At 43.1% G+C, this 25,472-nt stretch carries 31 protein-coding genes and 1 riboswitch; of the genes, 29 read left to right on the forward strand and 2 right to left on the reverse strand.

The annotated features are described in order from the left end of the window. Positions 1-13 precede the first annotated feature (13 nt). The 14 genes from cydS (at position 14) to GFC30_RS04890 (ending at position 7,643) form a co-directional block, all read left to right on the forward strand. On the forward strand, positions 14-112 hold the full coding sequence (cydS, locus tag GFC30_RS17775) for a cytochrome bd oxidase small subunit CydS family protein (protein ID WP_373286633.1): 99 nt from the start codon (positions 14-16) through the stop codon (positions 110-112). Positions 113-235: 123 nt separating this feature from the next. Then, positions 236-625 carry a DsrE/DsrF/DrsH-like family protein gene (locus GFC30_RS04830; RefSeq protein WP_066323128.1) on the forward strand — a complete coding sequence of 130 codons (390 nt, stop codon included), beginning with the start codon at positions 236-238 and terminating at the stop codon, positions 623-625. A 12-nt stretch (positions 626-637) separates the two neighbouring features. After that, positions 638-868 carry a glutaredoxin family protein gene (locus GFC30_RS04835; protein WP_066323129.1) on the forward strand — a complete coding sequence of 77 codons (231 nt, stop codon included), beginning with the start codon at positions 638-640 and terminating at the stop codon, positions 866-868. A gap of 156 nt (positions 869-1,024) precedes the next feature. After that, the gene (locus GFC30_RS04840; protein ID WP_066323130.1) at positions 1,025-1,285 is read left to right on the forward strand and encodes a metal-sensitive transcriptional regulator; all 261 of its coding nucleotides are present in this window, start codon (positions 1,025-1,027) and stop codon (positions 1,283-1,285) included. Positions 1,286-1,392: 107 nt separating this feature from the next. Continuing rightward, positions 1,393-1,620, forward strand: a complete 228-nt coding sequence (locus GFC30_RS04845; protein WP_066323131.1) for a sulfurtransferase TusA family protein — start codon at positions 1,393-1,395, stop codon at positions 1,618-1,620. A 51-nt stretch (positions 1,621-1,671) separates the two neighbouring features. Next, on the forward strand, positions 1,672-2,151 hold the full coding sequence (locus GFC30_RS04850) for a DsrE/DsrF/DrsH-like family protein (protein ID WP_066323132.1): 480 nt from the start codon (positions 1,672-1,674) through the stop codon (positions 2,149-2,151). Positions 2,152-2,161: 10 nt separating this feature from the next. Further along, positions 2,162-2,527, forward strand: coding sequence for a rhodanese-like domain-containing protein (locus GFC30_RS04855; RefSeq protein ID WP_066323133.1), 366 nt, complete (start codon positions 2,162-2,164; stop codon positions 2,525-2,527). Between the two features lie 11 nt (positions 2,528-2,538). Continuing rightward, positions 2,539-2,835: a rhodanese-like domain-containing protein gene (locus tag GFC30_RS04860; RefSeq protein ID WP_066323134.1), complete on the forward strand. Its 297-nt coding sequence runs from the start codon at positions 2,539-2,541 to the stop codon at positions 2,833-2,835. A gap of 11 nt (positions 2,836-2,846) precedes the next feature. Next, positions 2,847-3,416 (forward strand): sulfurtransferase TusA family protein, encoded by a 570-nt coding sequence (locus GFC30_RS04865; protein WP_066323135.1) that lies wholly within the window; start codon positions 2,847-2,849, stop codon positions 3,414-3,416. A gap of 49 nt (positions 3,417-3,465) precedes the next feature. Next, on the forward strand, positions 3,466-4,596 hold the full coding sequence (locus tag GFC30_RS04870) for an MBL fold metallo-hydrolase (RefSeq protein ID WP_066323136.1): 1,131 nt from the start codon (positions 3,466-3,468) through the stop codon (positions 4,594-4,596). Between the two features lie 66 nt (positions 4,597-4,662). Continuing rightward, positions 4,663-5,445, forward strand: a complete 783-nt coding sequence (locus tag GFC30_RS04875) for a sulfite exporter TauE/SafE family protein (RefSeq protein WP_066323137.1) — start codon at positions 4,663-4,665, stop codon at positions 5,443-5,445. A gap of 553 nt (positions 5,446-5,998) precedes the next feature. Then, positions 5,999-6,454, forward strand: a complete 456-nt coding sequence (locus GFC30_RS04880; protein ID WP_066323138.1) for a flavodoxin — start codon at positions 5,999-6,001, stop codon at positions 6,452-6,454. A 230-nt stretch (positions 6,455-6,684) separates the two neighbouring features. Continuing rightward, the gene (locus tag GFC30_RS04885; RefSeq protein WP_066323139.1) at positions 6,685-6,945 is read left to right on the forward strand and encodes a YkvA family protein; all 261 of its coding nucleotides are present in this window, start codon (positions 6,685-6,687) and stop codon (positions 6,943-6,945) included. Between the two features lie 14 nt (positions 6,946-6,959). Next, positions 6,960-7,643, forward strand: coding sequence for a TerC family protein (locus tag GFC30_RS04890; RefSeq protein WP_066323140.1), 684 nt, complete (start codon positions 6,960-6,962; stop codon positions 7,641-7,643). 12 nt (positions 7,644-7,655) lie between these two features. Here GFC30_RS04890 and GFC30_RS04895 read toward each other — a convergent pair whose 3' ends face one another. Beyond that, entirely contained in the window at positions 7,656-8,102 is a 447-nt protein-coding gene (locus tag GFC30_RS04895) for a hypothetical protein (RefSeq protein WP_066323141.1), read from the reverse strand. A gap of 311 nt (positions 8,103-8,413) precedes the next feature. Here GFC30_RS04895 and GFC30_RS04900 point away from each other — a divergent pair, with 311 nt between their 5' ends. From GFC30_RS04900 to GFC30_RS04915, 4 genes are all read left to right on the forward strand, one after another. Next, positions 8,414-10,492, forward strand: a complete 2,079-nt coding sequence (locus GFC30_RS04900) for a carbon starvation CstA family protein (RefSeq protein ID WP_066323142.1) — start codon at positions 8,414-8,416, stop codon at positions 10,490-10,492. After that, complete coding sequence (locus GFC30_RS04905) at positions 10,485-10,688, forward strand: YbdD/YjiX family protein (protein ID WP_066323143.1); 204 nt, start codon at positions 10,485-10,487, stop codon at positions 10,686-10,688. The genes GFC30_RS04900 and GFC30_RS04905 overlap by 8 nt, the downstream gene beginning before the upstream one ends. Positions 10,689-10,924: 236 nt before the next feature. After that, positions 10,925-11,836 carry a ketopantoate reductase family protein gene (locus tag GFC30_RS04910; protein WP_066323144.1) on the forward strand — a complete coding sequence of 304 codons (912 nt, stop codon included), beginning with the start codon at positions 10,925-10,927 and terminating at the stop codon, positions 11,834-11,836. Positions 11,837-11,974: 138 nt separating this feature from the next. Further along, positions 11,975-13,642: a glycoside hydrolase family 13 protein gene (locus GFC30_RS04915; protein ID WP_066323145.1), complete on the forward strand. Its 1,668-nt coding sequence runs from the start codon at positions 11,975-11,977 to the stop codon at positions 13,640-13,642. A 40-nt stretch (positions 13,643-13,682) separates the two neighbouring features. On the opposite strand, the gene GFC30_RS04920 is transcribed toward GFC30_RS04915, so the two are convergent. Then, a complete protein-coding gene (locus tag GFC30_RS04920; RefSeq protein WP_066323146.1) occupies positions 13,683-14,867 on the reverse strand; it encodes a class I SAM-dependent rRNA methyltransferase in 1,185 nt (394 codons plus the stop codon). 182 nt (positions 14,868-15,049) lie between these two features. After that, positions 15,050-15,157: riboswitch (TPP riboswitch) on the forward strand. Between the two features lie 130 nt (positions 15,158-15,287). Between GFC30_RS04920 and GFC30_RS04925 the strand changes: the two genes are divergently transcribed. The 11 genes from GFC30_RS04925 (at position 15,288) to GFC30_RS04975 (ending at position 25,462) form a co-directional block, all read left to right on the forward strand. Continuing rightward, positions 15,288-15,869 (forward strand): ECF transporter S component, encoded by a 582-nt coding sequence (locus GFC30_RS04925; RefSeq protein ID WP_066323147.1) that lies wholly within the window; start codon positions 15,288-15,290, stop codon positions 15,867-15,869. A 16-nt stretch (positions 15,870-15,885) separates the two neighbouring features. After that, a complete protein-coding gene (locus tag GFC30_RS04930) occupies positions 15,886-17,346 on the forward strand; it encodes an ABC transporter ATP-binding protein (protein WP_066323148.1) in 1,461 nt (486 codons plus the stop codon). Then, the gene (locus GFC30_RS04935) at positions 17,321-18,103 is read left to right on the forward strand and encodes an energy-coupling factor transporter transmembrane component T family protein (RefSeq protein ID WP_066323149.1); all 783 of its coding nucleotides are present in this window, start codon (positions 17,321-17,323) and stop codon (positions 18,101-18,103) included. Before GFC30_RS04930 ends, GFC30_RS04935 begins: the two co-directional genes overlap by 26 nt. Positions 18,104-18,514: 411 nt before the next feature. Continuing rightward, positions 18,515-19,111 (forward strand): thiazole tautomerase TenI, encoded by a 597-nt coding sequence (gene tenI / locus GFC30_RS04940; protein ID WP_066327146.1) that lies wholly within the window; start codon positions 18,515-18,517, stop codon positions 19,109-19,111. Positions 19,112-19,126: 15 nt separating this feature from the next. Further along, entirely contained in the window at positions 19,127-20,308 is a 1,182-nt protein-coding gene (thiO, locus tag GFC30_RS04945) for a glycine oxidase ThiO (protein ID WP_066323150.1), read from the forward strand. A gap of 12 nt (positions 20,309-20,320) precedes the next feature. Continuing rightward, positions 20,321-20,524, forward strand: a complete 204-nt coding sequence (gene thiS, locus GFC30_RS04950; RefSeq protein WP_066323151.1) for a sulfur carrier protein ThiS — start codon at positions 20,321-20,323, stop codon at positions 20,522-20,524. Between the two features lie 2 nt (positions 20,525-20,526). Then, complete coding sequence (locus tag GFC30_RS04955) at positions 20,527-21,294, forward strand: thiazole synthase (protein ID WP_066327147.1); 768 nt, start codon at positions 20,527-20,529, stop codon at positions 21,292-21,294. Beyond that, on the forward strand, positions 21,291-22,316 hold the full coding sequence (locus tag GFC30_RS04960) for a thiazole biosynthesis adenylyltransferase ThiF (protein ID WP_066323152.1): 1,026 nt from the start codon (positions 21,291-21,293) through the stop codon (positions 22,314-22,316). Before GFC30_RS04955 ends, GFC30_RS04960 begins: the two co-directional genes overlap by 4 nt. 296 nt (positions 22,317-22,612) lie before the next feature. After that, on the forward strand, positions 22,613-23,875 hold the full coding sequence (locus GFC30_RS04965; RefSeq protein WP_066323153.1) for a hemolysin family protein: 1,263 nt from the start codon (positions 22,613-22,615) through the stop codon (positions 23,873-23,875). Between the two features lie 98 nt (positions 23,876-23,973). Next, positions 23,974-24,774 carry an amino acid ABC transporter substrate-binding protein gene (locus GFC30_RS04970; RefSeq protein WP_066323154.1) on the forward strand — a complete coding sequence of 267 codons (801 nt, stop codon included), beginning with the start codon at positions 23,974-23,976 and terminating at the stop codon, positions 24,772-24,774. Beyond that, on the forward strand, positions 24,761-25,462 hold the full coding sequence (locus tag GFC30_RS04975; RefSeq protein WP_066323155.1) for an amino acid ABC transporter permease: 702 nt from the start codon (positions 24,761-24,763) through the stop codon (positions 25,460-25,462). The genes GFC30_RS04970 and GFC30_RS04975 overlap by 14 nt, the downstream gene beginning before the upstream one ends. Positions 25,463-25,472: the final 10 nt, after the last annotated feature.

Consider the following 25,472-nt stretch of genomic DNA (forward strand, 5'->3'; position numbering starts at 1 on the left):
GAGGGATTTCGCCATGCAAACGTTTTTAATCATGTATGCACCACTTCTTGTTGTTGCTTTATCAGTCGTTGCCGCTTTTTGGGCAGGGCTAAAAGACGAGCAAGTCGAGTAAACCACCGCTTTTTAGGCGGTGGTTTTTTATCTAAAGGAAAGGGTGTTGACATGGAAAGTAATGATTTTATTATATACCTGCACGGGTAAAATACCTATATATGTACATTGATAGGGGTGGGAAATGAAAGTAGCGATTATTGCAGCAAATGGTGGATTGTTTGATGCGTATAAAGTGTTTAACATTGCCACAGCGGCAGCGGCAACAGATGGAGAAGTAGCGATTTTCTTTACGTTTGAGGGATTGAATCTCATCCATAAAGAAGCGTATAAGCAGTTGCCAATGCCAGCAGGAAAAGAACATTTTCAAGAAGGATTTCAAAAAGCGAACGTTCCATCGATTGAAGAACTTGTGAAAATGGCCCAAGAGCTTGGCGTTAAAATGATCGCTTGTCAAATGACGATGGACGTCATGGGACTTGAAAAAGACCAGTTCGTCGACGGCGTAGACGTTGCTGGGGCCGCAACCTTCTTAAGTTTTGCAAAAGATGCGGATATTACACTCACATTCTAATGGGGGATAGACATGAATAAGGTGACGGTATATACAACCACCACATGTCCGTATTGTGTGATGCTAAAAAACTTTTTGCAGGCACAAGGCATTCCGTTTACAGAAGTAAACGTTCAACGCGATCCAATTGCCGCGAGAAAATTAGTGGCTACTACGGGACATATGGGCGTACCACAAACAGAAATTAATGGGCAATGGGTACTTGGGTTTGACCCAGAAGCGATTATGGCGCTTGTTAAATAGTTGAAAGCGAGGCAAAGCTGTCTCGCTTTTTATTTTGAATAAGACCGATAGAAACAATCGGAAAAATGCTTGATTAAATACAGACAGGGGTATATAATTATTGTATAAATGCTATACTAAACGTATAATATTTTACGTTTGAAAAGAGGTGGAAACATGGAATATAGCAAAGAAATCAAAAACCGCCTGAAGCGAATTGAAGGGCAAGTAAAAGGTGTTTTAGGGATGATGGAACAAGGAAAAGATTGTAAAAGCGTCGTTGCGCAACTATCTGCTGCGCGCAATGCAATCGATCGAGCAATGGCTGTCATTGTTAGTTCCAACCTCGAGCATTGTATTAGAGAAAATATCGAAAAAGGGGAACAGACAGAACATCTTGTCAAAGAAGCGGTGGAACTACTCGTGAAAAGCCGATAAATAAAATCGTCAACTCTTGAAAAGAAGGGTTGACAAATTTTTTGTTGCATAATAATATACATATAGGGGTAATGGTAAAAACAAAAAATACAAGGAGGAAACAATAAATGAACGTAGTAAAGAGAGTAGATGCGAAAGGAGTATCTTGCCCAATGCCACTTGTGAAAACAAAAAAGGCGATCGATGAACTAGCTTCTGGGCAAGTGTTAGAAGTGCAAACAACCGATAAAGGGGCAAAAAACGATTTAGCCGCATGGGCGAAAGTGAGTGGACACAAATTAGTGGAAATGAAAGAGGAAAATGGTGTGCTTACTTTTTGGATTGAAAAAGCATAATCTTTTCGTTTGTTATATACCTATACATGTATTAGTTAAGGGGGCGAAGGGATGACAGAAAAGAAGAGGACAACAATTATTTTATTCAGCGGTGACTATGATAAAGCAATGGCTGCCTATATTATCGCCAACGGTGCGGCAGCATACGATCATGAAGTAACGATCTTTCATACGTTTTGGGGGCTTAATGCGCTTAGAAAAGAAGAACAAGTGCCTGTACAAAAAGGGTTCTTAGAAAAAATGTTTGCCAAGATGATGCCGCGCGGCGCAGATAAACTTGGATTGTCGCGCATGCATTTTGCAGGAATCGGCCCCAAACTCATTAAACGAGTGATGAAAAAGCATAACGCAATGCCACTTCCGCAATTGATCGACATGGCGAAAGAACAAGGCGTCAAATTAGTTGCTTGCCAAATGACGGTTGACCTTTTAGGACTAAAGCAAGAAGAGCTTATTGATGGCATTGAATTTGCGGGGGTCGCTGCTTATTTAGCGGACGCTTCGGAAGGAAATGTAAACCTCTTTATTTAAGGTGAGCGATATGACACAAACGATTATTAACGTATTGTTGTTCGGATTAGTTGCATTGTTTCTCGCTAGTCGTCTTCTTCCCGCTAAAGGGGTGCGAACGATTACGGCGAGCGAATTAAAAAAGGAATTAGGCAAAAAAGATGTACAATATGTCGATGTTCGCACACCGATGGAATTTCGTGCCCACCATATTCGCGGGTTTCGAAATATTCCGTTGCACGAATGGAAGCAGCGAGCTCATGAACTAGCAAAAAACAAAGAAGTCATTGTGATTTGCCAAAGCGGAATGCGCAGTACAAAGGCGAGTAAATTATTGAAAAAGTTAGGATTCGAGCACGTCACGAACGTGTCTGGCGGCATGAATACTTGGGTATAGGAGGAAAGAACATGAAAGAAATAACAGCGAAAGAAGTAGAACAACTTCTGCAAAACGGAAATTCATTAAATATCATTGATGTTCGGGAGGTGGAAGAAGTCGCCTCTGGGAAAATTCCTGGTGCTGTCAATATTCCGTTAGGGTTACTGGAATTTCGCATGAACGAGCTTTCTAAGGAGAAAGAATACATCATCGTCTGTCGGTCAGGTGGACGAAGCGCACGTGCCACTCAATTTTTAGAAAGCTATGGCTATAACGTTACGAACATGACAGGCGGTATGTTAGCATGGGAAGGACCTGTAGAATAGGGGGAATAGGAATGATTCAAACGAATATGATTATCGATGCCAAAGGGTTATCATGCCCGATGCCAATTGTCAAAACAAAAAAGGCTATGAATGAACTTGCACCTGGGCAAGTGCTTGAAGTGCAAGCGACTGATAAAGGGTCGAAAGCAGATATTAAAGCATGGGCAGAAAGCACCGGTCATCAATATCTCGGCACGGTGGAAGAAGGAAATGTCTTAAAGCATTACATTCGTAAAGCAAGCGAGAATGAAACAAAAGAAGAAGCCAAGTTTCCTCATGTCATTTCCAATGAAGAATTGCTTACGAAATTGAATGATGCATCCGTTACGATTTTAGATGTTCGCGAACCAGCGGAATATGCATTTGGTCATATTCCAGGAGCGATCTCCATTCCGCTTGGTGAATTGGAAGTTCGCATGACTGAATTAGAAAAAGAAAAAACCGTTTACGTTGTTTGCCGTACAGGTAACCGTAGCGATTTAGCGGCACAAAAGTTAGCGGAAAAAGGATTTACGAATGTGTGGAATGTCGTTCCTGGCATGTCGCAATGGACTGGACCAGTGGAAACAGAACAGGTGTAATGAAGGGGAGTTTTATTGATAAATTTATACTACAGGGGGTATAAAAGCTATGAAAGAAATGACAGTGCAACAATTGACGAGAAAAGTGTTAAACAAAGAAAATGTGTTTATTTTCGATGTGCGGAACGAAAGCGATTTTAACGATTGGAAAATTGAAGGGGAAAATTTTGAATACTTAAACGTTCCTTATTTTGAGTTGTTGGAGGGTGTTGAAGAGGTTAAGGATCGCATTCCAAAAGATAAAGAAATCGTAGTCGTTTGTGCCAAAGGCGGTTCCGCTGCATTTATCGCCGAACAATTGGAAGAAGCAGGGTTTGACAATGTGTATACACTTGTTGGCGGCATGAAAGCATGGAGCGAACATCTTCATCAAGCAAAAGTGTATGAAGATGACAAAATAAAAGTATATCAATTTATTCGCGTTGGAAAAGGCTGTTTGTCTTACATGGTCATCTCCGGAAACGAAGCGCTTGTTGTCGATCCTTCACGCTTTATTGATGTATACGAGAATGTGGCGAAAGAAGAAGGCGTCAACATTACGCATATTGTTGATTCACATTTGCATGCTGACCACATTTCTGGCGGCAGAGCGTTAGCAGAACGCACAGGTGCGAAATATTATTTAATGAAAAGCGAAGGAGCTTTATTCGATTTTGAGCCGCTAGAAGCGCATGACAAAATTGAGTTTGAGCAAGTTCAGTTAGAAGTGTTAGCAGTGAAAACACCAGGACATACGCCAGGAAGTGTATCGTTCTTCGTGAACCAAAAACTGCTCTTCTCAGGAGATACGATTTTTGTCGGCGGTTTAGGCCGTCCAGACTTAGGCGGAAAAGTGGCAGAATGGGCAGCGGACTTATACGATACAGTATATGAAAAAGTCGCTACAATTGCGGACGATGTGATCGTATTGCCAGCGCATTATGCAAACTTAGACGAAGAAATGAATAAAGATGGATACATTGGAGATATGCTAGGAAACATTCGCGCACGCAATGAAATGATGCAAAATAAACAAAAAGACGAATTTATTGAAATCGTCGTGCAAAACGCCAACACAGAAACGCCGCCAAACTTTGAAGACATTGTTGCCATTAACCGCGGACAAAAAGTAGTTGATGCCGAGCAACAACAAGAGCTAGAAATCGGACCGAACCGTTGCGCGTTACATCATACGCATTAAAAAAGGAAAACACCGGGGGATACGCACAGGAAGTACCCCCGGTTTTCATAAAGGAGGGCTTATAAAATGGACGTGACACTCAATTATATTATCGTTATTTTTCTCATCGGTTTTATCGGCTCTTTTATATCTGGAATGGTAGGAATCGGCGGTTCGATTATTAAATATCCGATGCTGCTTTATCTCCCGCCGCTATTTGGTCTTGCGGCGTTTAGTGCGCATGAAGTGTCCGGGGTAAGTGCAGTGCAAGTCTTTTTTGCGACGATTGGCGGTGTATGGGCGTACCGCAAGGGTGGATATCTTAATAAAAAACTCATTCTTTACATGGGAATTAGCATTTTAATTGGGAGTTTTATTGGCGGATATGGCTCAAAGCCAATGTCAGAAAACAGCATTAACATCGTGTATGGGGTTTTAGCGGCAATTGCGGCTATCATGATGTTTGTACCGAAAAAAGGAATCGATGATATCCCGCTAGACAAAGTGACGTTTAATCAATGGTTGGCAGCGACGCTTGCTTTTATTGTCGGAATCGGTTCTGGAATCGTCGGGGCAGCTGGCGCGTTTTTATTAGTACCGATTATGCTCGTTGTGCTTAAAATTCCGACGCGCATGACAATCGCTTCTTCTTTAGCGATTACGTTTATTTCTTCCATTGGCTCGACATTTGGCAAAATTGTGACAGGACAAGTGCAGTTTATTCCAGCGCTTATTATGGTCATTGCAAGTATTATCGCATCTCCGCTTGGAGCAAAAACAGGGCAAAAAATGAATACGAAAGTGTTGCAAATCATTTTGGCTGTACTTATTTTCGCTACGGCGGTAAAAATCTGGGTCGGAATTTTATAGAAGGTGTACACACCTTCTTTTTTTAAAAGATAGGGAGTATAAAATTTTGCAATTGGGCAGAGAGCTGTCTAGCTTCAAGCGCCATCGGTGTGATGCGCTCCGCCCTTTCTTTCGGCGGCGACACATGGATTGGCTTCAGTGAGGTTACCTACGCAGAACCAAGCCATGCTTGGTTCGAGCTCTCCTCGGTGGGGCTTGTGCGCTCTTCGCCGATAGGCGGGCGCTTTGCGCTTTTCTTATGGAAAAACACGAATATATGTTCTTGTTTTAAAGGGGAATGATGATTAAACAAATTGCGACAGTAGCTTTGTATGTTGAGGATCAACAAAAGGAAAGAAAGTTTTGAACAGAAAAGGTAGGATTTGATGGTGTAGCAGAGCATCCGATGAGTCCGTGTTTTGGTTTGAGGTCGCTCCAAAAGGAGCACAACCTTTTTTGCTTAGTATAGCATCGGTAAAGGGTTTTGGAAAAAAAGATATTGACAATGATAATCTTTATCAAATAAAATTTAAAGCAATAATGATTATCATTTCTGGTTGGAAGGGAGAGTAAAATGGCAAAATTGCTAATGATTTATACAAGCATGACGGGGAATACGGAAGAAATAGCGAATGCGATTGCAGAAGGAATGGAGGAAGAAGGAGCCGATTTAGAAGTAAAAGAAGTATTAGACGCAGACGCCAGCGAGCTAGAAGCATATGATGGAATTCTGCTAGGGGCGTATACGTGGGGAGATGGAGAGTTGCCGGATGATTTTCTTGATTTTTATGACGATATGGACGGGCTTGATTTAACAGGAAAAAAAGCAGCCGTATTTGGGTCTTGCGATTCTAGCTACGAAAAATATGGAGCAGCTGTCGACATTTTAATCGAAAAACTGCAACAGTTAGGAGCGGAAGTCGTACTTGACGGGCTAAAAATCGAATTGTCACCAAGTGCCGAAGAAAAAGAAATATGCAAACAGTTCGGCAAACAATTTGTTCAATCGGTAATGGATAGCAACTATTGACAGGCAGAAAAAGATTGGTTAATATGAAAGTAACGATATATATGAGATGTGTGTAAAAGGGGAGTAGCTTTTACAGCAAAGTCGTCAGTTCAGGGTATACGCCCTCGGCTTTGTTGGCAACATTGACGTTGTTAGCGAGACCTTTACCGACGTGGTAAAGGTCTGTACGAATATAGAAGACCTTTACCGAAACGGTAAAGGTCTTTTTTAATTGGAAAGGAGGAAAAGTAATGAGAAGAATACGATTATTTTTTAAAATAAGGAGCTTTATTCCATTTGTCATTTCGTTTTTTTGCTCCCGAGAAGTAGCGTTTCGTAAAAAAATCGCGTATCTTCTTCTTTTCATCGGGTACTTTCTAATTCCGTTTGATGTCATCCCAGATTGGCTGGCCGGTATTGGAATACTCGATGATTTAGCAGTACTTATGCTAATTTTACAAAGAATGATAAAGACAGCACCAGACACATTAAAACATAAATATGGGATATAGGGGGATGAAACAAAATGGATTTTCTTTCAATGGAATTTTGGTCCGCGCTATTATCGATTATTATTATTGACCTTGTGTTAGCTGGGGATAATGCCATTGTCATTGGGCTAGCTGCACGAAATTTACCGAAGCATCAGCAAAAGCAAACGATTATTTGGGGGACAGTTGGTGCGATTGTTATTCGGGCATTGGCGACAATGGTGGTCGTTTGGTTGTTGAAAATTCCAGGACTATTGCTTGTCGGTGGCGTATTGCTCGTTTGGATTGCTTATAAGTTGCTTATCGAAGAAAAAGGACATGAAGTAGAAGCGGGAAAAAACATGTGGGAGGCAATTCGTACCATTATCATTGCCGATGCGCTAATGGGGCTTGATAACGTCTTAGCGGTAGCGGGGGCTTCCCACGGGAGCTTTTTGTTAGTCATTTTAGGGCTGCTGATTTCTGTTCCGGTTGTTGTGTGGGGAAGCACGATCATTTTAAAATGGGTGGATCGGTTCCCGGTCATTATTACGATCGGGGCTGGTGTATTAGCATGGACCGCTGCAAAAATGATTGTTGGCGAGCCGTTTTTAGCGACGTATTTCACCAATCCAATCGTAAAATATGGGTTTGAGTTTTTCGTAATTGCTGGGGTGCTAACGGCAGGAATGTGGAAAAAAGGAAAAATGCATAAAGAAGTGAAAGCCGCCAACGGATAATTGGCGGCTTTTTCACGAGCGATTGAGAATGGCTTGAATGACCAGCCCGATGAATGCACCGGGAATGACGGATAGCATAGGAAGCCAAATGGGGCCAAAAAATACTCCAAAAAATGTTAGATGTGTAGAGAAAATAAGCCCAACTGTCACAAAATAAGCAGAAAACACAAATGGAAGAAACGCGTAAGGAGACTTTCCGCCACCGGCATCTTTATACGCGTCCCACATCGCAAAAAAATAGAGACATGGATAGAACATTAGCCATTGAATATCAATAATTTTTGCTGCTTCTATATTTTCCCCTAAAAAACTTAACTGAATCGCTTCGTTAAATCGGGACTGAACGTTAATTAAAAGCTCCGATAAAATAAAAACAGTTCCTTTAAAATATTTTTTATTTAAAAATTGTCCGAAACCAGGGAACGCAATACTCCATAATAATTGTTCGATTGCTTTCACTTGTTCTTAACCCTTTGCTGAATAATTTTAGTTGCCGATGGTATGTTAGCTGTCCTTTTTATGAGAAAAGGGTTATTGCAGCTTTATTTTACTCCCCCCTTTCATTTACTTTGTATAATTACATTTTTAGCAAATATATTCTTTTTATACTTTTTCACGATAATGAGCACAGAAAAAAGCAAAAACAATGCATGATAAGTGTAAATTTTGACATGTTATTCGCCGTTTTTTACATGTTATGATGATGTTTATCTAATTTTTCAGAATAATTAGTATAATGATAAAGAATAAACAAAAAGGGGGAGAGAAGGGTGAAAGGACTAAAGTCAATGTTGCTTTGGGGACTTATTTCCGCCCTCGGAGCAGTTGCGTTTGGCTTGTTAGCGTTGCACCGTGGCGAAACGATTAACGCCATTTGGCTCATCGTTGCTGCTGTATGTGTGTACGCGGTTGCATATCGTTTTTATAGTAAATTTATCGCGCAAAAAGTATTCCAATTAGATGACAACCGTAAAACACCAGCGGAAGTGTTTAATGACGGAAAAGACTATGTTCCGACAAATAAATGGGTATTGTTTGGACATCATTTCGCAGCCATCGCAGGCGCAGGTCCGTTAGTTGGTCCGATTTTAGCGTCGCAAATGGGCTATTTGCCAGGGACAATTTGGATTGTCGTCGGTGTTGTATTGGCGGGGGCAGTGCAAGATTTTGTCATTTTATTTGCGTCGATGCGCCGTAACGGCAAATCGCTTGGGGAAATGATTAAAGAGGAAATCGGTTCGTTTACAGGACTTATTGCAATGCTAGGTATTTTAGGTATTATGATTATTTTATTAGCGGTTTTAGCATTAGTTGTTGTGAAAGCGCTTGTAGGAAGCCCATGGGGAATGTTTACGATTGCCGCTACCATTCCAATTGCGATTTTAATGGGCGTATATATGCGCTATATCCGTCCGGGACGTGTTGGGGAAGCGTCGATTATTGGTTTTGTGCTATTAATGGCTTCGCTTGTATTTGGGCAAAATGTTTCTGAAAACCCTACACTAGCGAGCATGTTTACGTTTAAAGGCGAAACGATCGCACTGTTAATGATCGGCTACGGCTTTGTGGCATCCGCATTGCCAGTATGGCTATTGCTTGCGCCGCGCGACTACTTAAGTACATTTTTAAAAATCGGAACGATTGTTGGGTTGGCGTTAGGAATTTTAGTCGTTGCGCCAGATTTACAAATGCCAGCGGTTACAAAATTCGTCGATGGTACTGGTCCGGTGTTTGCTGGGAACTTATTCCCGTTCTTGTTTATTACAATCGCGTGCGGAGCCGTTTCCGGATTCCACTCGCTCGTTTCTTCTGGCACAACGCCAAAAATGATGGAATTAGAAAGCCATGCTCGTCCGATTGGATACGGAGCGATGCTAATGGAATCGTTTGTTGCTGTTATGGCGCTCGTAGCAGCGTGTGTGCTTACACCAGGGGCTTATTTTGCGATTAACAGCCCAGCGGCCGTTATTGGCCAAGATGTCGCGCAAGCAGCGAAAACCGTTTCTTCATGGGGCTTTACGATTACTCCAGACGTGTTAACACAGTTGGCGAAAGATGTCGGCGAGCAAACAATTTTGTCACGTACAGGTGGAGCACCGACATTAGCAATCGGGATGGCCTTTATTCTTTCGAAAGTGATCGGCGGAAAAGCGTTTATGGCGTTTTGGTACCACTTTGCGATTTTGTTTGAAGCGCTATTTATTTTAACGACAATTGATGCGGGAACGCGCGTTGGGCGCTTTATGATTCAAGATATTCTCGGCCATTTTTATAAGCCGTTTGCGAGAACAGATTGGATACCAGCAAATATTGTTGCGACGACGTTGTGCGTCTTTGGGTGGGGATATTTCTTATACCAAGGGGTTATTGATCCGTTAGGTGGTATTAACACGTTGTGGCCACTATTCGGGATTGCAAACCAAATGCTGGCGGGAATTGCGTTATTGTTAGGAACTACCGTTTTATTCAAAATGGGCAAAAAAGCGTACGTATGGGTGACATTGGTGCCGACGACATGGATTTTAGTAGTAACAATGACTGCAGGATTCCAAAAGTTGTTCCATGAAAATCCGAAAATTGGCTTCTTAGCCCATGCAAAAGTATTTAAAGATGCATTAAATCAAGGGAAAATTTTGCCACCTGCAACGACGGAGGCACAAATGCAGCAAATTATTACCAACGACTATGTTGATGCGACATTATGTGCAATTTTCATGACAGTTGTTTTAATCATGCTTATTTCGTCTATCAATATGTGGATAAAAGTGTTAAATAACAAAGGAACGCCGCTACAAGAGGCGCCTTACATTCCACGCGACGCTAATAGCGAGGTTAAGCATTATGCGTAAATTAATGGAAGGGATCATGAAATATCGCCGGCAGTTTGTTGATTTGCTTGTCGGGGTCCCAAACTATGAACGGTATGTAGAGCATATGAAAACCCATCATCCAGGTGCGCCGATTAAATCCCGAAAAGAATTTTTTTGCGAGGCGCAAGAAGCACGGTATAACGGCAAGGGCGGAAAAGTTTCCCGCTGTTGCTAACGAAAAAAGGGAGAGGCATTCTCCCTTTTCTTTGTGGTTTAATGAGGCCGAGATTTTTTGGCACTTTTTTCATTATCCATAGGATTGCTTAAGGACAAATCTGTAACGGATTTGGCGCTTTGTAACCCAGCCTTTGTTTTTTTGTTTCGTTTCGTCATGTGCAGTTGCCCTCCATTTTATTTTCAGTTCGGTTATAGAGTATGCAAATCTCATCAACGATATAAGGGGGAAGAAAAATGCGCGTATTAGTCGTTGGAGCAGGTGCAGTTGGTGGATATTTTGGTGGGCGGTTAGTGGAAAAAGGAAGAGATGTTACGTTTCTTGTACGTGAGCGGCGGAGAAAACAGCTAAAGGAAAACGGGCTTGTTATTCGTAGCATTCACGGAGATGCGGTCGTAACACCAAAAACGCTTGTCGCTGGAGAAGCAAAAGGGGCGTTTGATGTTGTCGTTTTTTCGAATAAAGCGTATCATTTACAGGAATCGATTCGTGATGCAAAGCCATATATCGGAGAGAAAACGCTCGTGTTGCCGTTATTAAATGGCATGGCGCATATGGAATGGCTTTGGAAGGAGTTTGGCAAGGAGCGCGTGTTAGGCGGGCTTTGTTTTATCGAAACGACGATGGAGCCAGATGGGACAATCGTTCAGTCAAGCCCGTCTCATGACGTTAAATTTGGGGAATGGTCTGGAGAAGTGACAGAACGGGTACGAGCGCTAGAAGAACTGTTTTTTGGCTGCAACGCACGCTTTCGCTTGAGCAATCAAATCGTTACGGATATGTGGCATAAATATTTGTTTATTGCGACGATGTCTGGGGCCACTACATTATTCCGCGCACCGATGGGACCTGTTCGTTCAGGAGAATATGGACAAGAGCTTTTGTTAACATTGTTGAAAGAGATTGCATCGATTATGCGGGCACACGGTGCCCCAATTGCTGATGATATTGAAGAAACGCAATTGGCACAAATGAACGACATGTCGCCGCACATGAAATCGTCGATGCAGCGCGATATGGAGAAAGGGAATTTAGTAGAAGCGGATCATTTGCAAGGGTATTTGTTAACACTAGCTAAGCAATACGGGATTGATGCGCCGCTATTAAAAGCAGTGTACCATCATTTAAAATTGTACGAGCAACAATGAGGCTAAGGGCTAGCCTCGTTTTTTATGGGCTTTTTAAAATTTTGTGACGGGAAAACTTTTTCTTTCCTGAACGGTTATTGTATATTAAAATGAAGAATAGCATTGAAAGCGTATACGAGAAAAGAGGAGGAAACAGCCGTGAAAAAGACATGGTGGAAAGAAGGCGTTGCCTATCAAGTTTATCCGCGAAGCTTTATGGATTCGAATGGAGACGGTATCGGTGATTTGCGTGGGATCATTGCAAAATTAGATTATTTGCGCGACCTTGGAATCGATATCATATGGATTTGTCCGATTTATAAATCGCCAAACGCGGATAACGGCTACGATATTAGCGACTATCACGCGATTATGGAAGAATTCGGAACGATGGAAGATTTTGATGAGTTGTTAGAAGAAGCCCACGCACGCGGTATGAAAGTGATTTTAGATTTGGTCATTAATCATACAAGCGATGAGCATCCTTGGTTTATTGAGTCGCGTTCGTCGAAAGATAACCCGAAGCGCGATTGGTATATTTGGCGTGACGGAAAAAATGGACGTGAACCGAATAACTGGGAGAGTATTTTTGGCGGATCAGCTTGGGAATACGACCCAGCGACCGATCAATATTATTTGCATTTGTTTGCTGTTAAGCAGCCCGACTTAAACTGGGAGAACGACGAGGTGCGCCGCGAGCTATATAAGATGATTAATTGGTGGCTTGATAAAGGAATTGATGGGTTCCGCATCGATGCGATTTCCCATATTAAGAAAAAGCCGGGATTGCCTGATTTACCAAATCCCAAAGGATTAGATTATGTTCCGTCATTTGCTGCCCATATGAACCAAGAAGGGATTATGGACTATTTAAAAGAGTTAAAAATGCAAACGTTTGCGCAATACGACATTATGACAGTCGGTGAAGCAAACGGCGTAACAGCAGAAGAAGCAGAAGCTTGGGTTGGCGAGAATGATGGAATTTTTAATATGATTTTTCAGTTTGAGCATTTAGGGTTGTGGGAGAAAGGGATCGATGGCGGGGTGAATGTGCGGCAGTTAAAGCGCACGTTCACCAAATGGCAAAAAGCATTAGAAAACAAAGGATGGAATGCACTATTTCTCGAAAATCATGACCAGCCTCGTTCCGTTTCGACGTGGGGGAATGATAAAGAATATTGGAAAGAGAGTGCAAAAGCGTTAGGTGCCCTTTACTTTTTTATGCAAGGAACACCGTTTATTTATCAAGGGCAAGAAATCGGAATGACGAACGTCCGTTTTGCAACGATTGAAGAATACGACGATGTAGCGATGAAAAATTTTTATCGGTTAGAGCGAGAGAAAGGCCGTCCACATGAAGAAATTATGGAGGTAATTTGGAAAAAAGGGCGAGATAACTCGAGAACACCGATGCAATGGTCAAGCGCAGCCAATGCTGGATTTACGACAGGGACACCTTGGATGGGAGTGAACGAGAACTTTAAAGAAATTAACGTGGAACAACAATTAAATGACCATGACTCTGTTCTCCATTTTTATAAAAAAATGATTCGGCTTCGGAAAGAAAATGAGGTGTTTATTTACGGAACGTATGACTTGATTTTAGAGAAAGATAAGGCGGTTTATGCTTATACAAGAACGTTAGGAGCGGACAAAGCGGTCATTATTGTCAATATGACAGCCCAACCGGCGTTTTATCGCTACGACGATCTCAAATTATCATCTGAACAGTTAGTGCTGAAAAACTATGAGGTAAAACCGCATAAAAATGCCACTCGTTTCAAACTAAAGCCGTATGAGGCAAGGGTGTATTTGTTGAAGAAATAAGCGAAAAGGATGTCCTGATGAGGGACATCCTTTTTCCAATTTATTTACGAGAATGCACTTCAAAAATGGCGAATTTTAAATAGTCTCCCTCATCGGCGGCGAGCAGTTTTGGGTGGTCATAGCCGGCGCCGCTCCAATGGACGAGGCGCAAAATCTTTTTCGCATCAAACGCTGCTTCTTCAATCATTGCCCGGAATAAATCGGCGTGGACGTGATATGAGCAGCTCGCTGTGACAAAAAATCCGCCGTCCTTGACGAGCTTTAGCCCATTTAAGTTAATGTCTTTATAGCCGCCGAGCGCTTTCGGAACGGCGTGCGCTGATTTAGCGAACGCAGGAGGATCGATAATGACAACGTCCCATTTCTTTTCGGCATGAACAGCTTCGCGTAAATAGTCGAACGCGTTGGCGACGACAAACTCGACGTTCGTAAACCCGTTCAATGCTGCGTTTCGTTTGGCGGTTTCGATCGCATGTTCCGAAATATCGACCGCTGTTACATGTTTGGCGCCGTATAAACACGCGTTTAACATGAATGACCCTGTATGAGTAAAGCAGTCTAATACAGTCGTGTGACGGTCGATAAGCGGTTGAATGGCGGCACGGTTTTGCCGTTGATCAAAGAAAAATCCTGTTTTTTGCCCGTTTTCGATATCGACAATGTATTTGACTCCATTTTCTTCGATGATCACTTCTGTTTCGCACTCGCCGTACCAAAATCCTTTTTCTTGCGGCAGTCCTTCCAATTCGCGGACATATACGTCATTGCGCAAATAGATCGCCTTCGGCTTAAATACTTCGAGCAGCCCTTTTAAAATCCAGTCTTTCCGTTTTTCCATCCCGAGCGAAAGAATTTGTACAACGAGCACATCTTCATATTTATCGACAATTAATCCTGGCAAAAAGTCGGCTTCGCCGTAAATCGCACGGCAAGAACGGACGCCTGGAATCATGCGCTCGCGGTACGCCCACGATTTTCGAATGCGCTCGATGAAAAACGTTTCATTTAACTCATCTTCTTCATGATGTGTCAAGACGCGCACGATCATTTGCGATTTTGGATTAATGTAGCCTTTGGCAAGGAAATGGCGTTGATGGTTATACACATCGACAAAATCACCTGGTTCAAATTCTCCTTCAATATAATCGACTTCGCTTTGAAAAATCCAAGGATGACCTTGTTCCAGCCGTTTTTTTCGCTTTCGTTTCAAAAATACGTTTGCCACGTTCTCCACTCCATTACCTAGTTATTTGCCTTTTTATCATACAGAATTGGCCGACAAGACGCAACGTGAAGAGAAACTGGAATAATCATAGCGGGAAACGAATATGATGAAGAAGTAAATACCTTGACAATGAGAAGTGGCGTGATATGATAAATGTAAACAACTGAATATTTTTTTTGTTTTGCATCCACTAGGGGGGCCTTTAGATAGGCTGAGATCAAAGTGTGCCTTTGAGACCCTTAGAACCTGATCTGGGTGATACCAGCGTAGGGAAGTGGAAAAATACATTCGCTCACTCACGTTTGTAACCACTTTCTTTACGCTTGTAAAGAAGGTGGTTTTTATTTTAGAGGGGGTATTTTATGTAGATACTTACGCTTACGGAAGTCAAATATAACAAAAAGGAAGGGAGAAAGAACGATGCAAAAAGGATTAAAGTTAGCCGATATTTTAACAACTGTTGTTATTTCGATTGTATTTGGCATTGTGTATAAGCTTTGGGGACCGTTTTATTATTTCGTGAAACCGTTTGGACTTCATATTGATCAATTCATCTACGGGATGTGGTTTATCGCCGCGACAGTGGCATTTCTTGTCATTCGCAAGCCAGGGGTAGCCCTTCTAGCGGAAATTGCTGCTTCTTCCGGCGAGTTTATTATGGGCTCGGAGTGGGGATTAGAAGTATTGCTTTACGGTGTTGTTCAAGGATTATTTGCAGAAGTGGCGTTTGCAGCATTCCGCTATAAGCGATTCGATTTGTTTGTCGTTTCATTAGCGGCTATCGGTTCCACGATCGGATCGTTAATCATGGACTTTTACAAAGGATATATTGAGGCGTTAGCTCCTTGGAACTTAGCGCTATTCCTCATTGCGCGATTTGTCGGTGCGATTCTCATTTCCGGCGTATTTGCTTCTTCATTAGTCAAAGCGCTCGAAGCGACCGGGGTAACGCAGCTCGTTCGGTCGGCGACGAAAGAAGATTTTGATCAGTTGAACCGTTAAAAGGTGGCTTTTTCGTATGTATGTAGCATCAGTTGACGAGTTGCGTCTGAAATTTCCTGGAACGGATACGTTGTTATTTGAAGATGTATCTGTTTCTTTTACGAAGGGCGAAAAAGTGTTGTTGCTCGGTCCATCTGGATGCGGAAAATCGACGTTATTGCAAGTACTATCTGGAATCATTCCGCATTCGTTAGACGTTCCGATGAAGGTAAAACATATACGTATCCCTGACAATTGGGGATACGTCTTTCAAGATCCCGATTCGCAATTTTGCATGCCGTTCGTCGATGAAGAGATTGCGTTTGCGCTAGAAAATATCGGTGTTCCGCGCGAACAAATGAACGAACGAATCGAGCAGTTATTGCAAGCGGTTGAGTTGCCTGTACTGCCGCATACGAATATTCATACGCTATCAGGCGGGATGAAGCAGCGGCTTGCGCTTGCTTCCGTATTGGCGCTTGATCCGGATGTCTTATTTCTCGATGAGCCGACAGCGATGCTCGATGAGGAAGGGACAAAATTGATTTGGCAGACTGTGAAGCGAATTGCGCATGATAAGACGGTCATTATCGTCGAACATAAAATTGAGCACGTCTTAGATTTCGTTGACCGCATCATTTTGTTTAACGATGGGGGAGAAATTGTGGCGGACGGCGAAGCGTCTATTATTTTTCGCACTCATAAGGAGCTCATTGCCTCACAAGGCATTTGGTATCCTGGGGTATGGGACGATTACTTAAAACAGAAAAAGGAACGAGTAGATAGCGGTGAACGACAAGAAATCATTCGCTTGCATGAATTTCGTGGCTACCGCAAGAAAGAAGTGAAAATTCATGTTCAAAAGGCGCGAGTGCAAAAAGGAGAATGGATTGCAGTTACCGGCAAAAACGGCGCGGGGAAAAGTACGTTTTTGCACGCGCTCATGAAGCTCATTTCAACGGATGGAAAGTATGAGGTGGATGGAGAACGGCTAGAACAGACGAAACAGCTTGCTCAAAAAATGGCGTTCGTTTTTCAAAATCCAGAGTTTCAGTTTGTGACTAATTCGGTATGGGAAGAGTTGGCGTATTCCCTTCGACTCGCAAAAAAAGACGAACGAGAAATAACCGAAAAAGTAGAAGAGCTGTTAAGCCGGTTTCATTTAGAAGGACAACGCGCGCAACATCCGTATCAATTATCAATGGGGCAAAAGCGTCGATTAAGCGTAGCTGCAGCGATCATTGGCGGACAAAAGTTATTGTTGCTAGACGAGCCAACGTTTGGGCAAGATGCCAAAAATACATTTGCTTTGCTAGAATTGCTCGAATCGTACCGAGAGCAAGGAACAACGATTATTATGGTTACGCATGATGAACATATTGTTAAACATTTTGCGACGCGCAGATGGGTCATTGAAAATGGAAGGCTTGTCCGTGATGAGCCAGTCATAGAGGAGGAAAGGGGGATGCGCTGTGAGATTGGATATTCGTTATCGTGAAACATGGTTGCATCGAACGAATCCGAGTTTCAAACTGCTCGTAATGCTCAGCGTTTTTCTCCTTATACTGTTTTTGCATAATCCGAACGTTCTCATTAATTTATCGCTTGGGTTATTGTTGTTGTTTTTCTTTTATACTGGTTACCCAATAAAATATTTAGTGCTTTTTTTCTTGCCGTTTTTTATTATTTTCGTTTCGACTGCCTCGTCGATGACGTTGTTTGGACAAGGAACGACGACATGGGTGCGATGGGGGCTTGTGCATATTACAAAAGAGAGCTTTTTCCGCGGCATGCATCTTGGGTTTCGGGCGTTATCGTTTGCGTTGCTCGGCTTAATTTTTTCGTTAACGACAAGACCAGTATACTTATTTTATTCCCTAATGCAGCAGTTAAAGTTAAAGCCGAAATACGCCTATAGCTTTTTAGCAGGCGTTCGGTTAATTCCAGTGATGCTTGAAGAATTTCAAACGGTACAAAATGCGCTTAAAGTGCGGGGGGCAGACGATGGGGGAATAGTAAAAAAAATGAAGCGGTATGCGGTGCCGCTTTTATCCCAAAGCATTCGTCGGGCACAGCGCATTGCCATAGCAATGGAAGCAAAACGGTTTTCGGATGCTAAAAACCGGACGTTTTACTATCATATCCCGGTTAGCCGCTATGACGCTATTTTTTTCGTGTCGATGATTGGACTTATTGGGCTGTCGTATTATATGGCAGCGGTTTTTCCGTATTTTCCGGTGACCGATGTTCGCTAGCGAGGGAGACAAAGTCAACTACCCCCACTTAGCTAACGCTTGAAGCGGGGGTTTGCAACTCCCCAGAAGTGCGAACGGACTTCGTCCTCCTTCCTTAACTTGGGGTTGCATCAGGGGCAGGTTGACGACTACCCAACGACATAGGTCATGCCTATATCGCTACCGAGTGGCTCGGCATGTCTGTAGGCAGTACTTGACTTCCACGCGCAACAGACGGATGTACGCTCGATGTTTTACGGTTGCAACGTTTCCTGCAACCAACTCCCTACATCGAGTAACGGGGATTGGAGTACCTTGATTCAACGGTTTTCTCCACATTCTCATTCTATCATATACAAAAGAAAGGAGGAAGGACGATTCCGCCCCGACTTTCGCTCTCGCTTAGAAGTCGGGGTCTCCTTGCCAAAGATGATGAAAAAACAGTTTCACGTTATTTCGACAGGAAGGCAGTCAACGGAGCAAGTGGTGGCGATTGCTTCAGAGATTCATCTATATGTGGATGCCATTCATCTTCGCGAGAAAACGAAAACGGCAAAAGAGCTTGGAGAAATGATTGAATCACTTCTTTTGCATGGTGTTCCAAAAGAAAAAATTGTCGTAAACGATCGCGTCGATGTCGCTGCTGTCTATGGGGTGAAAGTACAGCTTGCATTTCATAGTTTGTCTGTTCGGCAAGTAAAGGAGTGCTTTTCGTCGCTTTCTGTTGGCTGTTCGGTTCATTCGTTGGACGAGGCAAAAGAAGCAGAACATAGCGGTGCCGACTTTTGTATATATGGGCATGTGTTTCCGACAGCATCGAAACGAGGAGTGCCGCCAAGAGGGATAGAAGCATTGGCGCAAATAGTAAATGCAGTACATATTCCTGTTATTGCTATTGGCGGTATACAACCGCATCACGTGCCGAGCGTATGGGAGGCAGGTGCCGCTGGAATTGCTGTCATGTCAGGGGTATTTTTCGCAGAAGATCCGCTTCGAGAAGTGAAACGCTACGCACAAATGATTTTTTAGAAAGGGAGAGGGGAAATGAGTGGCAAATATGATGTCGCCATTGTTGGCGGTGGAGTTATTGGGGGATCCATCGCTTTTCAATTGGCGAAGCGAAACGCGCGAGTTATTGTATTAGAAAAAGAGCGAATCGCAAATGAAGCGTCGAGTGCAGCGGCGGGCATGTTAGGTGCACAGTCGGAATTTTCAAACGATTATCCACTTCTTTCGAACGAAGCGTATCCGTGCCAAAAATGTTCTTCAACTCCTTGCTTTCTTCCGCTTGCGCTAAAAAGCCGTGAGATGATTGTTTCGCTCGCAGAAGAATTGAAAGAATTGACCGGCATTGATATCGGTCTTGTGCAAAAAGGCATTTTGAAAATCGCGTTGACAGAAGAAGAACGCGAAGCACTGCAACGAAATAATGAATTTTGGCAGCGAATTGGGCAACCAGCGCAATGGCTATCGAGCGAGGAAGTAGCGGATTTTGAGCCGAATGTCACAAAAAACTTGCGCGGCGCACTATATTTGCCAAACGACGGGCAAGTAAGCGCACCAGATTTATCACACGCGTTTGCGAACGCATCGCTCGTGTATGGAGCAGAATGGCGCGAATTCACAGAAGTATTCGATATCACGAAAGAAGGAACAAGCTATCGTTTGCATACAAATAACGGAGTCGTTCATGCAGGGGCAGTTGTTGTCGCTGCAGGTACATGGTCAGCACGCCTGTTAGAAAAAACCGGAATCTCGCTATCGATGTATCCAGTAAAAGGGGAATGTGTGCTCGTCAAGGTCGAAAAACCGCTCATTCAAGCAACGATTTTTGCGAAAAATGGCTGCTATATCGTCCCAAAACGAGGGAATCGTTTATTAATTGGAGCGACATCTACACCGCATACGTTTGACAAAAAAGTAACGGTCGAAGGAATGATGAGCTTATTAGAGCGGGCGCAACAACTGCTTCCAGATATTCGCGCGGCAGAGTGGGAGCGGGCGTGGGCTGGCATTCGCCCACAAACAGGGGACGGAGTACCGTATATTGGCGAACATCCACACTATCCGAACATATGGATTGCAACCGGCCATTACCGCAACGGTATTTTGCTAAGCCCGATTACTGGAATAATTGTCGCTGATTTAGTAGGAGGAAAGGGAAGTAATGAATTTGATCTCGCCCCGTTTTCGCTGACGCGGCATCAGGCGACCTATAAGTTGTAAGGGGGGAATGGAATGGAATTAATCATTAACGGAGAGACGGTTCGTGTACAAGAGCGCATTCAAACCGTTAGCGATTTACTTGAGCATTTTCGACTGAATGAAAAAATTGTCATCGTGGAAGTGAATGCGTGTATTCTGCAAAAAGAGCAATATGCCACAGCAACATTAAATAGCGGCGATCGCGTTGAAATCGTTCATTTTGTAGGAGGCGGATGATGATGTTAAAAATTGGACCTTACGAATTTCACTCTCGACTATTATTAGGAACAGGAAAATATCCGAATTTTGCGATTCAAAAAGAAGCGGTCGAAGTATCAGGAGCGGAAATTTTAACGTTTGCGGTGCGACGAATGAATATTTTTGCTCCCGATCAACCGAACTTTTTAGAACAGCTTGATTTAAGAAAATATAAACTTCTTCCGAATACAGCAGGGGCGAAAACAGCGGAAGAGGCGGTGCGCATCGCACGGCTCGCCAAAGCATCGGGGTTATGTGATATGATTAAAGTAGAAGTGATCGGTTGCGATAAAACGTTGCTTCCAGACCCAGTGGAAACGCTGAAAGCAGCGGAAATGTTGCTGGAGGAAGGATTTATCGTCCTGCCATATACGTCTGATGACGTGGTGCTTGCCAAACGGTTACAAGACTTAGGATGCCATGCGATTATGCCGGGAGCTTCGCCAATTGGTTCGGGGCAGGGAATTATTAACCCGTTACACTTAAGTTTTATTATCGAGCAAGCGACAGTACCGGTCATTGTCGATGCCGGAATCGGCAGCCCGGCCGATGCAGCGTTGGCGATGGAATTAGGAGCAGACGGCGTGTTATTAAATACAGCAGTTGCCAGCGCTTCTGATCCGGTGAAAATGGCAAAAGCGATGAAGTTAGCTATTGAAGCTGGGCGTCTCGGATATGAGGCAGGAAGAATCCCTAAAAAACGATACGCAACTGCAAGCAGCCCAATGGAAGGAATGAGTACTGTTTGAACGAACGTTATTCACGGCAAGAACTGTTTCGGCCGATTGGTAAAGAAGGACAAGCAAGTATTTCCGCAAAACATGTGTTAATTGTCGGCGCAGGGGCGCTCGGCACCGGAAATGCAGAGGCGCTTGTTCGTGCGGGAGTGGGGAAACTGACAATCATTGACCGCGACTATGTCGAATGGAGCAATTTGCAGCGCCAACAGCTCTATAGCGAAGAAGACGCGAAAGCGCGGCTGCCGAAAGCAATAGCAGCTCAACAGCGGCTTTCGCAAATTAATTCGGAAGTGGAGATTGAAGCAATGGTTGGCGATGCTAACGTAGAAGAATTGGAGCGGTTAGCGACAGAAGTCAGACCAGATGTCATTGTCGATGCGACAGACAATTTTGAAACCCGCATGACGATTAATGATATTTCGTGTAAATACGGCATTCCTTGGATTTACGGCGCCTGCGTGGGAAGTTACGGCATTAGTTACGCTTTTATCCCAGGAAAAACGCCGTGCTTACACTGTTTGCTCGAAACAGTGCCAATCGGTGGATTAACGTGTGATACAGCAGGGATTATTAGTCCAGCAGTGCAAATGGTAGTCGCTTATCAAGTGACAGAAACGTTAAAACTGCTCATTGGAGATGAAGCGTCATTGCGCGGCAAACTTGTTTCGTTTGATTTATGGAACAATCAATATGCAGCTATCCGCGTTGATCAAGTGAAAAAAGACGATTGCCCGTCTTGTGGGACGAATCCGACGTATCCATATTTATCGTACGAGATGCAAACGAAAACAGCGGTATTGTGCGGACGAAATTCGGTGCAAATACGCCCAGCGGGGAAGCGGGAATACGACTTGGCGAAACTTGCGGAATTGTTTGCTGCTCAAGGATTCTCTGTAGATAGCAATCCATATCTCATTTCTATTTCGCTTCCTTCGCATCGCCTTGTCGTATTTTGTGATGGACGGGCGCTCGTTCACGGAACGAAAGATATACAGGAAGCGAAGGCGATTTACTATCGGTATTTAGGATAGTGTTTGTCAAAAAATCGTACGATTTAAACGGTAGATTGCGCCATGTTTTATGTTAAGGTAATGATGGGGGAATTCTTTCTGCAAAATGGGAGGCTAGGAAATGGAAGAACTATCAATTACCTTAAATATTGCATCATTGTTAACGCTCGTGTTTGTAATTGGCGCAACATTGTTCGATTCGTAAAAACTGCGGCGAGATGTCCGCAGTTTTTTTGCATTTATTGTTTAGGTGATAGGAATTTTGTGAAAAATTTGATATGATAATACAAAAGTAGCGGTTTAGGAGTGACGATTCATTGGGAGAATTGCCTCTGATTTTTAGTTTGCTTCTTTTTTTCATTGCGTTGTCGGCGTTTTTTTCTTCGGCAGAAGCGGCTTTTTCTGCGGTGAGCAAAATGCGGCTAAAGCATGACGCAGGCGAACAAATAGACGACAACAGGCGAACGGTTTACATTGCCGAGCATTTAGAAGAAGTTCTGTTAACGGCAGTCGTCGCAAATCATTTTGTCAAAGCGGTAGCGATAGTGTTTTCCGTGAAAATAGCTAGCACTTTGTTCGGTGAAACGACTGGCCTATGGATTGGTGCGCTTGTCATAATCGTGCTGTTACTTATGTTTAGCGAGATTATCCCGAAAACAATTGCAGAAGAGCATGCAGAATCGGTGGCGCTAAAATATGCTGGTATCATGTATGCACTAATGAAAGCGATGTTTCCGCTGACTTGGCTGTTTGTTGGATTGAAAGGGAAGTTAGTGAGGCGGTTGACAGATGGGATGATAAGTCCATCGATGACAGAAGAAGAAATTAAAGAAATGATTGACTTAAGTGAAGAAGAAGGTGTAATTGATAACAAAGAGAAGGAGTTAGTGCACCGGTCGCTTGATTTCGATGACATTTTAGTTGGAGAAATTTTTACTCCGCGCATTGACATGGTCGCTGTGGAAGTAAATGATTCGGTTGAAAAAATTCGCGACGTTTTTTTACAGGAGCGCTATTCGCGCGTGCCGGTGTATGAAGACGACATTGACCATGTTATTGGCATTTTATCGGAGAGTGATTTTTTAAGCCAACTTGTGCAGCAAAAGGAAGTGAATATTCGCGCATTGTTGCGCAAGCCACTGTTTGTCGTTGAATCGATGAAAATTGCGGATTTGTTGCCGGCTTTGCAAAAGAGCAAAGTACATATGGCAATTGTCGTCGACGAGTTTGGTGGGACGGCAGGATTAATTACACTTGAAGACATTATCGAGCAAATTGTTGGGGAAATATGGGATGAACATGATGATGCTATTAAGGTCATTCAACAGATTGATGACTATAGCTATGAGATGAACGCAGAATTGCCACTTGATGAGTTTTGTGAGTTTATGAAAATGGATGAGCCAGAAAGTTCCTCTCATACGTTAGGAGGATGGGTGTTTGAGCTGCTAGGGCGCATCCCTACCGGCGGAGAGACGGTGCAATACGGTTCACTGACGTTAACCGTCCGCCAAGTCGAAAACCGAAGAATTCGCAAAGTGCTCGTATCACTGAATGAGCCGATTGCGGAAGAAGTGTAGAGATGTCCGAGGAGGGCATCTTTTTTCATTGACATTTTTCTCCCGTTCTTTTATGATGACATATGTTATAAAATCAATAGGAATAATGGGGGTTAAGTATGAAAAAATTTGTGAACGTATGCACTTTATTGATGGTAAGCGTCTTTTTGTTGCTAGCAGGCTGCAGCAATCAAGCAAAAGAAACAACGAAAGAAACCGATTTATTAACGAAAATAAAAAAAGAAGGGGAACTTCGCATTGGGACGGAAGGAACGTATCCGCCATTTACGTTTCATGACAAAACGGGCAAATTAACAGGATTTGATGTGGAAATTGCCACGGAAGTAGCGAAACGGCTTGGTGTCAAGCCGGTGTTTATGGAAACGCAATGGGACGCGATGTTTGCGGGTTTAGATGCGAAGCGATTTGATATGATTGCCAACCAAGTAGGCATCCGGAAAGACCGCCAAGAAAAATATGATTTTTCTATTCCGTATACGACATCAGCCGCGGTGTTAGTGGTGCGGAAAGATAATAGCACGATTTCTAAGTTCGAAGATATAAAAGGGCGAAAAGCAGCGCAATCAATGACGAGCAATTTTGCGGATTTAGCTCGTTCGTACGGAGCGGAAATTGTAGGTGTGGAAGGCTTTAACCAAGCGATTGAACTGTTAAGTTCAAAACGTGTCGATGTAACGATTAACGATAAATTATCCGTTTTAGATTTCTTAAAGCAAAAACCAAATGCACCGATTAAAATAGTCGCAACTCACCATGACGCGTCGAAAAGCGGTCTCATGTTCCGAAAAGGAAATGAAACGTTAGTGAAGGCTGTGAATGAAGCGCTGCAAGATATGATGAACGACGGAACATATGCGAAAATTTCTGAGAAATGGTTTGGTCAAGATGTATCTAAATAATATAATGATTGAAGATGAGCGATTGGAGCGGATTATTTCCATTGCCCAGAGCTCCCTTCTTCCGTTAGTGAAGGGGGCTTTGTATTATACGATTCCATTGACGGTTATTACCTTTTCGATTGGATTAGTATTGGCGGTTGTTACTGCATTAGCACGTATTTCTGAACTAAAATTATTAGCGGCACTCGCACGGGTGTACGTATCGGCGATTCGTGGGACACCGCTGCTTGTCCAATTGTTTATTATTTTTTATGGGTTGCCGAACTTGGGCATCACCATCGATTCATTTCCCGCAGCCGTTATCGGGTTTTCGCTAAATGTCGGGGCGTATGCTTCCGAAATTGTTCGTGCCGCTATTTTATCAATTCCAAAAGGGCAATGGGAAGCAGCGTATTCGTTAGGCATGAGTTACCGCCAGACGTTAAAGCGAATTATTTTTCCGCAAGCCGCCCGCGTATCCATTCCACCGTTATCAAATACATTTATTAGTTTGGTAAAAGATACGTCGCTTGCTTCGCTTATTCTTGTGGCGGAGATGTTTCGGAAGGCGCAAGAAATTGCTTCTATGAATTACGAGTTTTTGCTATTGTATACGGAAACGGGAATTATTTATTGGGTGATTTGTTTCCTATTATCCATCGCTCAAGATCGGATCGAAAAACGGCTAAACCGCTATATTGCTCGATAAGGGGATAAAA

The organism is Anoxybacillus amylolyticus (genome assembly GCF_001634285.1).
GTDB classification, from domain to species: domain Bacteria; phylum Bacillota; class Bacilli; order Bacillales; family Anoxybacillaceae; genus Anoxybacteroides; species Anoxybacteroides amylolyticum.

What these genes read in the sequence shown, in the direction of transcription:
- cydS (WP_373286633.1), top strand. Translation starts at nt 14, where the DNA reads ATGCAAACGTTTTTAATCATGTATGCACCACTTCTTGTTGTTGCTTTA.
- GFC30_RS04830 (WP_066323128.1), top strand. Translation starts at nt 236, where the DNA reads ATGAAAGTAGCGATTATTGCAGCAAATGGTGGATTGTTTGATGCGTAT.
- GFC30_RS04835 (WP_066323129.1), top strand. Translation starts at nt 638, where the DNA reads ATGAATAAGGTGACGGTATATACAACCACCACATGTCCGTATTGTGTG.
- GFC30_RS04840 (WP_066323130.1), top strand. Translation starts at nt 1,025, where the DNA reads ATGGAATATAGCAAAGAAATCAAAAACCGCCTGAAGCGAATTGAAGGG.
- GFC30_RS04845 (WP_066323131.1), top strand. Translation starts at nt 1,393, where the DNA reads ATGAACGTAGTAAAGAGAGTAGATGCGAAAGGAGTATCTTGCCCAATG.
- GFC30_RS04850 (WP_066323132.1), top strand. Translation starts at nt 1,672, where the DNA reads ATGACAGAAAAGAAGAGGACAACAATTATTTTATTCAGCGGTGACTAT.
- GFC30_RS04855 (WP_066323133.1), top strand. Translation starts at nt 2,162, where the DNA reads ATGACACAAACGATTATTAACGTATTGTTGTTCGGATTAGTTGCATTG.
- GFC30_RS04860 (WP_066323134.1), top strand. Translation starts at nt 2,539, where the DNA reads ATGAAAGAAATAACAGCGAAAGAAGTAGAACAACTTCTGCAAAACGGA.
- GFC30_RS04865 (WP_066323135.1), top strand. Translation starts at nt 2,847, where the DNA reads ATGATTCAAACGAATATGATTATCGATGCCAAAGGGTTATCATGCCCG.
- GFC30_RS04870 (WP_066323136.1), top strand. Translation starts at nt 3,466, where the DNA reads ATGAAAGAAATGACAGTGCAACAATTGACGAGAAAAGTGTTAAACAAA.
- GFC30_RS04875 (WP_066323137.1), top strand. Translation starts at nt 4,663, where the DNA reads ATGGACGTGACACTCAATTATATTATCGTTATTTTTCTCATCGGTTTT.
- GFC30_RS04880 (WP_066323138.1), top strand. Translation starts at nt 5,999, where the DNA reads ATGGCAAAATTGCTAATGATTTATACAAGCATGACGGGGAATACGGAA.
- GFC30_RS04885 (WP_066323139.1), top strand. Translation starts at nt 6,685, where the DNA reads ATGAGAAGAATACGATTATTTTTTAAAATAAGGAGCTTTATTCCATTT.
- GFC30_RS04890 (WP_066323140.1), top strand. Translation starts at nt 6,960, where the DNA reads ATGGATTTTCTTTCAATGGAATTTTGGTCCGCGCTATTATCGATTATT.
- GFC30_RS04905 (WP_066323143.1), top strand. Translation starts at nt 10,485, where the DNA reads ATGCGTAAATTAATGGAAGGGATCATGAAATATCGCCGGCAGTTTGTT.
- GFC30_RS04910 (WP_066323144.1), top strand. Translation starts at nt 10,925, where the DNA reads ATGCGCGTATTAGTCGTTGGAGCAGGTGCAGTTGGTGGATATTTTGGT.
- GFC30_RS04925 (WP_066323147.1), top strand. Translation starts at nt 15,288, where the DNA reads ATGCAAAAAGGATTAAAGTTAGCCGATATTTTAACAACTGTTGTTATT.
- GFC30_RS04930 (WP_066323148.1), top strand. Translation starts at nt 15,886, where the DNA reads ATGTATGTAGCATCAGTTGACGAGTTGCGTCTGAAATTTCCTGGAACG.
- tenI (WP_066327146.1), top strand. Translation starts at nt 18,515, where the DNA reads ATGAAAAAACAGTTTCACGTTATTTCGACAGGAAGGCAGTCAACGGAG.
- thiO (WP_066323150.1), top strand. Translation starts at nt 19,127, where the DNA reads ATGAGTGGCAAATATGATGTCGCCATTGTTGGCGGTGGAGTTATTGGG.
- thiS (WP_066323151.1), top strand. Translation starts at nt 20,321, where the DNA reads ATGGAATTAATCATTAACGGAGAGACGGTTCGTGTACAAGAGCGCATT.
- GFC30_RS04955 (WP_066327147.1), top strand. Translation starts at nt 20,527, where the DNA reads ATGTTAAAAATTGGACCTTACGAATTTCACTCTCGACTATTATTAGGA.
- GFC30_RS04970 (WP_066323154.1), top strand. Translation starts at nt 23,974, where the DNA reads ATGAAAAAATTTGTGAACGTATGCACTTTATTGATGGTAAGCGTCTTT.
- GFC30_RS04975 (WP_066323155.1), top strand. Translation starts at nt 24,761, where the DNA reads ATGTATCTAAATAATATAATGATTGAAGATGAGCGATTGGAGCGGATT.